This window comes from Flavobacterium sp. F52 (genome assembly GCF_000278705.1).
Lineage (GTDB): Bacteria > Bacteroidota > Bacteroidia > Flavobacteriales > Flavobacteriaceae > Flavobacterium > Flavobacterium anhuiense.
The window spans coordinates 170,470-183,084 of the sequence record NZ_AKZQ01000034.1 but is presented as its reverse complement, the minus strand read 5'-3'; the positions used below and the strand labels follow the sequence as shown (position 1 = coordinate 183,084).

General features: G+C 36.4%; 5 protein-coding genes. 4 read left to right on the top strand and 1 reads right to left on the bottom strand.

Translation table 11 applies throughout. The annotated features are described in order from the left end of the window. Positions 1 to 175 precede the first annotated feature (175 nt). Positions 176 to 1,345 (bottom strand): DUF4861 family protein, encoded by a 1,170-nt coding sequence (locus FF52_RS17425; RefSeq protein ID WP_008467580.1) that lies wholly within the window; start codon positions 1,343 to 1,345, stop codon positions 176 to 178. A 197-nt stretch (positions 1,346 to 1,542) separates the two neighbouring features. Here FF52_RS17425 and FF52_RS17420 point away from each other — a divergent pair, with 197 nt between their 5' ends. The 4 genes from FF52_RS17420 (at position 1,543) to FF52_RS17405 (ending at position 12,607) form a co-directional block, all read left to right on the top strand. After that, positions 1,543 to 2,202 carry an HAD family hydrolase gene (locus tag FF52_RS17420; RefSeq protein ID WP_237718560.1) on the top strand — a complete coding sequence of 220 codons (660 nt, stop codon included), beginning with the start codon at positions 1,543 to 1,545 and terminating at the stop codon, positions 2,200 to 2,202. A 537-nt stretch (positions 2,203 to 2,739) separates the two neighbouring features. Continuing rightward, positions 2,740 to 5,667, top strand: a complete 2,928-nt coding sequence (locus FF52_RS17415) for a triple tyrosine motif-containing protein (protein ID WP_157498646.1) — start codon at positions 2,740 to 2,742, stop codon at positions 5,665 to 5,667. A 216-nt stretch (positions 5,668 to 5,883) separates the two neighbouring features. Then, on the top strand, positions 5,884 to 9,834 hold the full coding sequence (locus FF52_RS17410) for a family 16 glycosylhydrolase (RefSeq protein WP_008467577.1): 3,951 nt from the start codon (positions 5,884 to 5,886) through the stop codon (positions 9,832 to 9,834). A gap of 124 nt (positions 9,835 to 9,958) precedes the next feature. Beyond that, positions 9,959 to 12,607: a beta-1,3-glucanase family protein gene (locus FF52_RS17405; protein WP_008467576.1), complete on the top strand. Its 2,649-nt coding sequence runs from the start codon at positions 9,959 to 9,961 to the stop codon at positions 12,605 to 12,607. The last annotated feature ends 8 nt before the right edge of the window (positions 12,608 to 12,615 follow it).

Genomic DNA, 12,615 nt, shown 5'->3' with positions numbered 1-12,615 from the left:
CCACAAAGACACTAAGGCGTGAAGTTTTTTAAAACAAAAAGAGGCGAACATAGCCCAAGGTTTCAACCTTGGGAAAGGTATTGTGATTTACATTGCGTTCCAATGGTTGAAACCATTGGTTATCTTCATCTAGAAAACAAAATCTTTGTGCCTTAGTGTCTTTGTGGCAAAACCATTATTTCTTTACCTTCACAATCAAAGGATTATTGATCTTCTCAGCAAAAGAACTCAAATATTTTTCCCATTCCTGTTTAGTTTGAAACGGACTTCCTTTTTTCCATCCAAAACCAACATAATAAATGGCTTTATTGTTTTTTACTGAAATATTTCCATAGAGATTGCTTAAATCTTTTTCATCAGTAATGTGATTGTCAAAACTTAACAAAGTGTTTTTTGGAGCAACTAAACCTATTCCAATTTCAGAATCGTCAATGGGTTCCCAATAGCTCAACCAACCTTCTTTTAGATTTGTGCCAATAGTTCCTTTTTTATCGTGAAGCGTTAATCCAGCAGCAATTTGTTTGGTTCCTGTAATATTGATTTCAAAACGCGAAAGCTGGCTTCCGTAATCTAAACTGATTAATTTCGATTCCGTTATTTTATTTCCTTTTGCATCCCAATCTGCATAAGTCAAAATAAAACTGGTTCTGATTGGCCCCGTTGTAATAGTTTTCCAGCTGATAAAATTTTTAGAAAAATAGTATTTTCCATCCACATTTACAGCAATTCCGCCCACACCACGGCTGTCACCAACGTGAAAATTATCCAAACCTTCACCGGTATCTTTATGATAGGTTCCAGTTCCGTTAGTCGCTTTTTCGTACCATTTGTTAATAATCGGATAATCGACTCTTTTTAGCCATGCATCGATTCCGCTGGTTAGCGTTCCGCCTGGAATTTTATCTTCAACCATTTTTTGAGCTACAGGACCATAAGTTCTAAATGCGACTTTGTTGTTTTCCCAAGCATAATCGTCTGTGCGTTCTGGAACAAAGCGAGAATAACAGCTGATTGCTTTTGAAGCCGGAGGATTTGTTCCAACTATAACTTCAAAATCCTGTTTTGAAGAAGCTTTGATTTTAGGCTGAAAAAGCAATACATCTGCTTTTCCGTCGCCATCATTATCTACTGTTTGAGTTTCTAAGAAAGCATTGCTTCCAATTTCTTTTACGGCATAATTTTCAAGTTTTGAATCTGCATGTAATCCAAGTGACTTTTTAGTCAATTCGATAGTTTCAAATTCTCTGTCAACTTTCAAATTGTTGGTAACGGTAATGATTTTATTCTGAGAAAAAGCAGCAAAATTAGCTGTCAGAATGGTTATGATAAAAAGATGTTTTTTCAAAATTCTCAGTTTTTTAATATTTCAAAAATTAGATTTGATAGACTATAAAAGTACAAATCAAAACGGAATTGAAAATACAGAATAGGGGTAATTCTGTACATAATTTTGAAAATGAGCAGAAAAGCTTTGAGAATGAAATAGATTATTTTTCGTAATTTACATTTCCTGATTTTTATTTCGGGAGATTATATAATTAAATGAAAATCAATAAAATGGTTAAATGTATTATTTTCGATTGTGACGGCGTATTGGTCGATACAGAAAAAATTGGTAACGGAATATTGCTGGAAATGGCTCAAGAGCACGGATTTGAAATGGAATTGGAAGATGCCTACCGTCATTTTAACGGTCGAAACTTAAAAGATTGTTTCAGACATATTGAAGAAGCAATCGATCAGAAGCTTCCAGAAAATTTTGAAACCGAATATCGCGAAAAGAGTTTTGAGGCTTTTAAAACGCAAGTCAAACCTATGGAAGGTATTATAGATTTTATCGAAAATATAGAAAAATTAGAAATTCCATATTGCGTTGCTTCGAGTGGACCGGTAGATAAAATTCGTTTGAATCTTGAAGTGGCAGTATTGCTGGATAGATTTGAAAATAAAATATTTAGTTCGTATCAAATTGGAAGCTGGAAACCAGAACCTGGAATATTTCTTCATGCAGCGGCAGCAATGGGTTTTGAGGTAAAAGACTGTATTGTTGTTGAAGATAGTAAAGCAGGTGTAAAAGCTGGAGTAAGCGGCGGATTTAAAGTGTATGGTTTTGCAAATGGTTTCAATAATGAGGATTTAGAAGAAGAAGGAGCGGAGCTTTTTACTTCGTATGAGGAATTAAGCGAGATACTAGGTTTTTAGTTTTGTTTCAAGTTTAAGGTTTCAAGTTTCAAGTTAAACCCCGATAGCTTTTAAAAACCTGTCGGGATTGCTTTTACGATTAAATTATTCCGTTAGGAATATTTGGTCGGTAGAAAAAAAAAAACGCATTTGCATAGTGTCCTGTAGGGCCACCTGTTTTTGCGTAATGAATGTTATACGTATGTTCAAACGTTCCTACGGAACGTGTAACTCTGAATCTAATTCGAAAATCTACCAACCAGACATTCCTACGGAATGAAGAACATCTTTTTGCACTTTTACAAAGTTTAATTTTCTCATTGCCACATTTCCTAATTATCAAATTCACTCATTAAAATGTAATTTGTTGCAATAAAATAAAATTTTATATATTTGAATTTCCACATTCTCTTTTTTGCTTTAATAATAATGAATAATTGTTATTTACACATTTAAAAAGAAAGAATGTTTTTGTCTAGAAAATGACTTTTCCCAAAGAAGCATTTCCGGATTGTGATTGCAAAAAATCACAAAACTAACCTACAGACCCGCGACAGAATGATGAAATTTAAAACCAGAATTTTACTTCTATTCCTATTATTTTCTTCGATTACCAACTCCCAAATCAAAAAGATTGGAGTTCCCTTTATAGCCAATTATAGTCCGAAAGCTTATAAAGCTGCATCAGAAAATTGGGATGTTTTGCAAGATTCTAAAGGCATGATGTTTTTTGCCAACCATTTTGGAATCATGCAGTTTGATGGTGTTCGCTGGGCGATTGTGACGCAGCCAGAAAATCGAAGCATGGTTCGTTCTATGGCAATTGACAGAAAGGATAAAATATATGTTGGCGCTCAAGGCGATTTCGGGTTTGTAATTCAGCTTCCAAACGGACAATATCAATACACTTCTTTAGTAAAACTGCTTCCTAAAACTGCTAGAAATTTTGGAGATGTGTTGCATACGATTATTCGAAATGGTGAAGTGATTTTTTTCTCCTATGAAAGGCTTTTTATTTATAAGAACAATACAATCAAGGTAATAAATGCAAAAAAAGCTTTTGATGATTTCTTTGAAGTTGGGAAAGAAATTTATATTTCGGATAACGAAAAAGGATTATTAAAACTAAAAAACGATGCTTTAGTTCCAGTAGAAAATGGCCAGAAGTTTCTTGGATTACAGGTTCGAAAGATTTTTCAAACCAAAAACGGACTTTTGCTATTCACTCAAAAAAATGGCCTTTTCATTTTCGATGAAAATCAAATTAAACCATTTACAACAGAAGTGGATCATTTGCTGAAGCAGAATCAGATTTCGGCAGGAATTCAGCTTTCTGATGGCTATTTCGGAATCGGAACCCGTCAATCTGGGTTGATAGTTATAGACGGTGAAGGACATTTGATTCAGCATATTGATAAACAAATGGGACTTCAGAATGAATATGTGACCAATTTTAAAATTGATAAGGAAGGAAATCTGTGGGTGACGCTCAAAGGCGGAATTTCATTGATTCAGATTTCATCTCCTTTGTCTAAAATTATAGACAGCACTAATTCTGAGACCAAAATCTATTGCAGTCAGATTTACCAAAATAAATTATATATCGGTACCGACAACGGTTTGTATTGGCTGGATTGGGAAGCTTACAAAAGCGGAAAAAGAGAAAATGTAACCTTTCAGCACATTTCTGGAATGTCTGAAAATGTCTGGAATGTGGGAGTTTTTGGTAATTCATTACTAGCTTTTGAGAAAAACGGAATATTTGAAATCAGTGGAAATTCCGCGAAAGCGTTGGCAAAAATTGATGGCGCTTGGCAAGGAATTCTAATTCCAAATCATTCTGATTTACTGCTTGTTGGAGGTTATACAGGATTGTATCTTTTGAAAAAAATAAATGGTTCTTGGGTTTTTCAGCATCGTATAAAAGGTTTTGATGAAAGCAGCAGAATTATGGAAACCGACCAACAAGGCAACATTTGGATTGCGCACGGATACAAAGGAATTTATAAACTCAAATTCAACGCGACATTTGATTCCGTTAAGGATACTCAGTTTTATAATGATAAAAACGGATTTCCGTCGAGTTTGTTTTTGAATACATTTAAAGTGGATAATCAGATTTTGTTTGGCACCACAAAAGGCGTTTACAGACAGGATTTGTCTTCTAAAAAAATGATTCCAGATCCAGTTTTCAAAAAATATCTGGGGTTAGAAAATCATATTCGATTATTAAAACCAGATCATCAAGATAATATTTGGTACATTTCTGGCGAAAATACTGGGAAAATGAGCAGGCCGAAAAATGGAAGCTCTAAGATTGAAGAACTTCCTTTTCGAAAACTTCGTTATATATATGTTCCTGGTTTTGAAAATATTCAGACTACAAAAGGAGGTGATGTTTTTTTTGGAACGCAAGAAGGTTTGATTCATTACAGTGCCATTAAAAACAAGAAATATCAAACAAAATATAAAGCTCTTATTTCTGAAGTAAAATGCATTTTTCCTAAAGATAGCCTATTGTTTTCCAGCCGTTATGATGTTTTGCCTAATAAAACAGGATCAGAAAATGATAAACTTTCAACGGTATTGCCATATTCTAGTAATGCGCTTCATTTTTCTTTTGCATCATTATGTTTTGAAGATGCCGATGCGACGAAATATGAATATTGGCTAGAAGGTTTTGAACCAACGTGGTCAGATTATAGTCTTCAGACCGAGAAAGAATATACGAATTTGCCTGAAAACGAATATGTCTTTCATGTAAGAGCAAAAAATATGTATGATGTGGTGAGTGAAGAAGCCGTTTTTCACTTTGAAATTTTACCCCCTTGGTATAGAACTTTTTGGGCTTACTTATTTTATTTTGCGCTTTATAGCATTGTAATTTACTTAATTGTTAGATATCAGAAATCTGTTGCGGAGCGTCAACGTCGTCAATTGATAGAGAATCAGGAAAAGGAATTGCTGCGAAGCCGTGCCGAACTTAACGAACAGAAACTCACATTGGAACAGCAGAATATGGCTATTATTCGAGAAAATCTTGAAACGACCATAAATCTTAAAAATGCTAAGGTGGCTTCAAATACGGTCAATTTGATTCATTTAAATGAAATTTTGCTTTCTATTAAAGATTTGATTGGACAGATTGATAAGAAAAATGATCCAAATGTAAACTTTAGCCTGCTGACCAAAATCAATAAATTGATTGATCACGAATTGCAGGGAGACAAACATTGGAACGAATTTGAAGAAATCTTTAATCAGCTGCATGACAATTTTATGCAGCGGTTGAAATCGACTTATCCAGAATTGACTCCTCGTGATATGCGCTTGTGCGCTTATCTGCGAATGAACTTTAATACGAAGGAAATTGCTCCGCTTTTGGGAATTTCTGTTCGCGGGGTCGAAGATACCCGTTATCGCATTCGTAAAAAATTACAGCTTCCGTCTGATACGAATATCACCGAATTCATTCTTAATTTTTAATTTTTCTCAGAAAAATGGAATTTAAAGTGATTTTGTGCATTTCATCGATGATTTGTTACATTTCTTCGATAGTACCGTAGTCAAACCGTACTCCAAAATGTAAGTCTTGCCTGATTTTTTAGTTAATATTGCGCTGTTATTGTCAGAAAATACAATCTGCTTTTCAAGTTGAATGTATTGATGAAATAACATTTACTAACTAAAAACCTATCAAAAATGAAGCAAAATGACTTTTTTTTCGGCCGACCACCGAAAAGCAATTCTTATTTATTTAAACAATTTTGTCTGGCAGTTTTATTCTTATTGCTGCCATTTCTTAAGACTCAGGCCCAATGTAATACGCTTGTCTGGTCTGATGAATTTAATGGCACTACGGTAGATTTGACCAAATGGCAAAGTATCTCAGGAAATGGATGTCCGTCGCTTTGCGGATTTGGAAATGCTGAGGCACAGCGCTACGATCCCAATCAGGCAACAATTGTAAAAGAAGGAACAAACAGCTACTTAAATATTGAAGCAAAATATGCGCCGAGTTCGCAATTTCCTGATCAGCCGTATGCTTCTTCAAAATTAACTACCGAAGGAAAATATTCGCTTAAATATGGAAGAGTAGAAGCGCGTATGAAACTTTCTAACGGAATGGGCGCTTGGCCAGCTTTTTGGATGTTGCCAGTAGGAGGAAACTGGCCTTTTACAGGAGAAATTGATATTATGGAAGCCAAACATAGAAACCCGAAATCTATAGATGGAACTATTCATTACGATGGCGGTGGCTATCAGTTTACAGGAAGAAGTTACAGTTCTCCAATTGATTTATCGGCTGATTTTCATGTGTATGCTGTAGAATGGGGTCCAAATATCATTAAATGGTTTGTTGATGATGTGTTGTTTCACACTGCAACGCCAAATACAACGGTAAATGGAGGATGGCCTTTTAATGACAACAATTTTTATATTATTCTGAATTTAGCAGTTGGAAGCTATGGAACGCCTTACACGAGAGTAAACGGTGCAGGAGTTGAGCCTATTCCTGCCGATTTCCCAGCAAAATTACAAGTCGATTATGTTCGTGTTTACGATGGGAGTTTTAAATATGCGGTAACAGGCGATAACAAAGTGTACCAAAATGAAACTAGTAAAACCTATTCTGTAAATGCAATTGCGGGCGCGACCTACAACTGGACTGTTCCAGCGGGAGCAACAATTGCATCAGGACAGGGAACAAATTCGATTACTGTAAATTGGGGAACTTCTGGAGGAGATGTTTCTGTAGCGGCAACAGTTTCAGGCTGTAATGTCAATACCTACAAACTGGCGGTTACAACCGAACCTGCCTTGCCAGTTGAAAAAATACATGAAGATTTTCAAAGCAATCGAAATGTATTGTATCCTGTAAAAACGGGAGTTTTGACAGAAGCTGTTGCGAATCCTTCTGCTACGGGAATTAATACATCGGCTTTGGTTGGAAAATACGTTAGAAATTCAAGCGAATTGTATGATGTTTTGAATATCAGAAATGTAACGATTACGAATGCGAACGATTATGTTTACGGAAGAAAAAGGCTTTCGTTTGATATTTATACTTCGGCTCCAGTTGGAACAAAAATATCCATGCAGCTGGAAAATAGCAATGTAACCACTGCAACCAATTATCCGTTAGGAAGACATAGCGGTTTTAAAGCGACAACAACGGTTCAGAATAAATGGGAAACCATAGAATTTGAGTTCGAAAAAGTAATCGATCCAAATACAAGTGCTTTGGCGATTAATAATGTAGTGATTCTTTTTGAATCAAATTCTAATTCTGGAGCAACGTATTATTTTGATAATTTGCTGACAAAAGCAGCGCCAGAAAAACCAATTGTAGCAACAGACGTTCTGCAAAACTATGATGGAGCCAATAAAATCATAAAAGGAACTACAACTGGAACGTATTCTGTTGTAGCAAATCCGGGAGCAAATTCGGTTAACTCTTCTGCAAATGTGGCAAAATATGTCCGAAATGCATCAGAACAATACGATGTTCTTTTCTTTAATACACAAACTTCGATTGAAGATGCTGGTTTATTTAAAAATCAAACCAATAAAATCATGATCGATGTGTATACCACAGCACCAATTGGTACGGTTGTAAGCATGAATTTTGAAAATAGCGCCACTTCGCTTCCAGCCAATTATCCGACAGGAAGAAATAGTAATTATGTAGCCATTACAACCAAACAAAATCAATGGGAAACATTAACTTTCTATTATAATTCCAGTCCGGATGCTGGAACTTCAAACTTAGCTGTGAACCAAATGGTTTTATTGTTTAATTCAGGTTCTTACACAAGCGATACCTATTATTTTGATAATATCAGAATTGGTTCGACTAAACTTCCAGATACGTTTACTCCTGGTGTGGTATATGAAGATTATCAAACGATTCACAATATTACTTTTAGAGATGCGATTGGGACTTATACGCCAAATACGGCAAATCCAAATGCAAGCGGCATTAATACTTCTTCTAATGTTGGAAAATATGTTCGTAAATCAACAGAATTGTATGATAACTTCTCATTCAATACGACTTTAAACAATATTGGAGATTTTAAAGCGGGAACTAAAAAGTTTGCGATGGATGTTTACACTTCTGCACCAGTTGGATCAATAATTTCTTGGCAGGCAGAAAGCAGCGCTTCGGTTCCGTCCAATTATCCTGTTGGAAGGCATAGTATTTATCAGGGAGTTGTAAAACAAAGCAATGCTTGGCATACTATTACTTTTACTTATGTAAGTACTCCAGATGCTTCGACGCCAGATGCTGATGTAAACCGTTTTGTTTTCTTGTTTGAGCCGGGAACTAACTCTGGAAACACGTATTATTTTGACAATTTAAGAGCTTTAAATTTAGTCTCTACAGAAACTCCAGCAGGATTGCCTTCACCTTGGATTAGCACCGATTTAGGTGCAGTTACGCCAGCAGGAGAAGCGGCACACTCAAACGGTACTTTTACCATTAAAGGAGCAGGAAATGATATTTGGGATACAAGCGATCAATTTCAATTTGTGAATCAGTCTATTACTGGAGATGCTGAAATTATTGCTAAAGTAAATTCGTTAACCAATACCAACACGTACGCAAAAGCAGGAGTAATGTTCCGTGAAACGCTAACACCGACTTCAAAACATGCGATGACAGATGCAAGCGCCGCGGCAGGAATTGAGTTTTTAACCCGTGATACGACTTCAGGAGCAACAACTGCTACAGTTACGACAGGAGTGGCTCCAAAATGGGTTCGTTTAGTAAGATCTGGAAATGTATTTACTTCTTACGCTTCAGATAACGGAACAACATGGACACAAGTTGGAACTCCAAAAACAATTGCAATGGCAAGCACAATTTATGTGGGAATGGCAGTTACTTCTCATGCAAACGGAACTTTGACAACAGGAGTTTTCAGTGATGTAACGGTTAGAAATATTACAGCAAATCCGAATGTGAATTTAGCTTTAGGCAAAACTGCAACGGCTTCTACAGAAGAAAATGCAACACTTTCAGCAAACAAAGCTACAGACGGAGACGGAACAGTATCAAGATGGGCGAGTTCTTTTGCGAATGCAACCGAATGGATTTATGTGGATTTAGGAAGTAATTATACTCTTAACCGTGTGGTATTAAAATGGGAAGCAGCTTATGCAACTCAGTATAAAGTACAGCTTTCGACAGATAATGTTTTCACAGAAAATGAAACCATCAGCACACAAACGACAAGTGATGGAGGAACTGACGATTTAGCGGTAAGCGGAACAGGAAGATATTTACGCATTTTATGTACAGCAAAAGCTTTGGCTCCGTATGGATACTCATTGTATGAAATTGAAGCTTACGGATCTTCGTCAACGGCTAGAATGGCTTTGAATGTTGAAGAAGAACCTCAAACGGAAGAAGCTGTTTTTGCAGTATATCCGAATCCGACGACTAATTATGTTCAAGTTTCATCTCCTGAAAACTTAAACAATAAAGTCATTACGATTTACGACAACACAGGAAATCTGATTCTGCAAAATAAGCTTCAAGGAAATGAGAGTGTAATTGATGTAAGCAGACTTCGTCGAGGAATCTACATTTTAAACTTCAAATCAGACCAGAAAAGCTGGAGCAAGAAGTTGATTAAGAAATAATTTTAAATCCGTTGGGTGCAATTCAAGGAGGGCATACCAGTTGCACCTGGCGGATCATTCAGTCATTTGAAAATGACTTTGGTTTTAGAATCTAATTATTATGTAACCCCAAAATTATTTAGATATGAAAAACAATAAATTTCAAAGATTTTCTATTCTGACCGCACTGTTTCTAGTGTTTTCGACTTTTATGTACGGTCAGGGGCCAGTTCCTTTTACGATAAGTAATAATTCCACTTTTGCAGACAGCGATCTTTATGTTGCCATTGTCGGAATCGATTATACCACAGGAAACCATGTTTGGGTAAATGCCAAAACAAGTCAGGTTTTGCCAATGAGCGCGTCATACAACACGGTTACAGGGCCAACTTATGGAGGAAATACTGGGCCTGGGCAAAACTCAAAATATGCTGCATGTTTTACAAAACTGAGTGAAATTCCAAATAAAACTTTTACACTTCCTTTAATTGCTGGATGTCGAGTTTTTATTTCTAAAGGATCACAATTGTACTTTTACTTTTTTGGAGCTAGCGGAGCGCCTTCGGGATATGCTTCGCCAAATCCGCAGAATGCTACAGATCCAAATCAGGGTATTTTGTATGAAATGATTGAATTGACGAACAATCAATATGGTTTCTTCGGAAATCCAACCCGTGTAGATTCATACAAATATCCAATGGGATTGGAACTGTTTGGAGCAAACGGTTACCAAAAGAAAGTGGGAGATTTGAAAAAGCATGCAGATATCGTTGCCGCTTTTAAAGCGAATGTTCCAGCAGAATTTCAAGGATGTGTAAATGATGCGACAGGCGAAATTACAGCACCATCAAAAACTCCAGCTTATGCACAAGGAGGACCATACGAAAACTATTTAAAATCTTATATTGATGCCATTTGGAACAAATACAAAAATGAAGATTTAATTTTCTATGCAGGAGATGCAGGAGTTTTTAAAGGAAGAGTGATTGGAGAACAATTGGAAATGGTTGGGCAATCTGGCGCTTTTGTGGGAAGAACAGGACGTGTTCAAAACCGACCAACGACTCAAGAAGCGCTTGAAGGAAAAGGCGTCTTGGACAGAAGATTGGTCGACGGAGATCTGGATTTAGTAATTCAAGCTCAATTAACGGCTGCAATTAACCGTCATGTGGTAAACACTACAACGGCAAATCCAGGGCAACAGAATTGGTACGATGCATCAAAATATTATCAAGTAAACCCAACCAATCATTATTCTAAATTTTGGCATTTGCCAGGAATTAATATCGATAATTTAGCTTACGGTTTTGCTTATGATGATGTTGCCGATCAGTCGCCATCGCTTCATTCGCCACAACCAACAAAGGTTATTGCAACATTTGGCGGTTATTACGGACTTACAACGCCTTCGGTTCCAGCTACGACAGATGTAATCACAGTTTATAAAGATTGCAATTATACAGGATTCTCAGGCGGGTTAACAATTGGAGATTATAATCTGGCTCGTTTAAATTCGTTAGGAGTTTTAAATGATGATATTTCTTCACTTAAAATCACTCAAGGTTATCAAGCGATTTTATATCAAGACGATAATTTTGGAGGCGCTTCAACCGTAATCAATTCTGATAATTCTTGTTTGAATACCACTTGGAATGATAAAGTGAGTTCGATCAGAGTGATTGCAAACGGAACGGCAACTTTAGGAAATCAGACTTTCTTTCTTCAAAACAGAAACAGTGGTTTATACATGGATGTTTGGAATTCTAGCATGTCAAACGGAGCAGGAATCAATCAAGGCGCTTTGAATTCTGGAAACAATCAGAAATTTACTTTTACGCATTTAGGAGACGGAATGTATAAAATCATTGCGAACCATAGCGGTATGTCAATGGATATCAATAATTTTAATAAGGCCAATGGTGCAAGAGTAGAGCAGTATCCATATAACGCCACAACAAATCAGCAGTTTATTTTAGTTTCTACTGGAGATGGCTATTATAAAATTGTTGCCCGTCATAGCGGAAGAATTGTTGAGGTTGCAGGAGCAAGTACAGCTTCTGGCGCAATTGTTCAGCAGTGGGATAATAACAACCAAACTTGCGGACAATGGAAATTAGTTCCCGCAACAAGCTCACAAACTTCTGTTTTAATTCAAGCAGAAGATTATTCAGCAATGAGTGGCATTCAAGTCGAGGCCACTACAGATACAGGTGGCGGTTCAAATGTTGGTTATACGGAAACTGGAGACTGGTTAGCGTATAACAATATCAATTTTCCGACTACAGGCTCTTATTTAATTGAATACCGAGTGGCAAGCGCTGTGACTGGCGGAAGATTATCTTCTGATTTGAATGCTGGAGCGATCGTTTTAGGAAATGTTGATATTCCGAATACTGGAGGTTGGCAGAATTGGCAAACTGTTTCGCAGACTGTAAATGTAAATGCAGGAACGTATAATTTCGGAATCTACATTCAGAATACGGGAATGAATATTAACTGGATTAAAATCACAAAAGTGGCAGGAACAGCAAGAATGGCAGCAGCTGAAACAGTAGAAGAACCAGAAGAAACGGTTTTAAATGTTTACCCAAGTCCAGTAGAAAATACTCTTTTTGTTACCACAGATCTTTCTGGAGGAACTGCAAAAATTGTGGATTCTCAAACTGGAACTACTTTGGCTTCACAAAAAATAACCAACAATAGTTTTGATGTTTCGCATCTTAGAAAAGGAATCTATTTTATAGTTTTTGAAAAAGAGGGCAAACAAACCATCAAGCGATTCATAAAGAAATAGTTTTAAAG

What these genes read in the sequence shown, in the direction of transcription:
- FF52_RS17420 (WP_237718560.1), top strand. Translation starts at nt 1,543, where the DNA reads ATGAAAATCAATAAAATGGTTAAATGTATTATTTTCGATTGTGACGGC.
- FF52_RS17415 (WP_157498646.1), top strand. Translation starts at nt 2,740, where the DNA reads ATGATGAAATTTAAAACCAGAATTTTACTTCTATTCCTATTATTTTCT.
- FF52_RS17410 (WP_008467577.1), top strand. Translation starts at nt 5,884, where the DNA reads ATGAAGCAAAATGACTTTTTTTTCGGCCGACCACCGAAAAGCAATTCT.
- FF52_RS17405 (WP_008467576.1), top strand. Translation starts at nt 9,959, where the DNA reads ATGAAAAACAATAAATTTCAAAGATTTTCTATTCTGACCGCACTGTTT.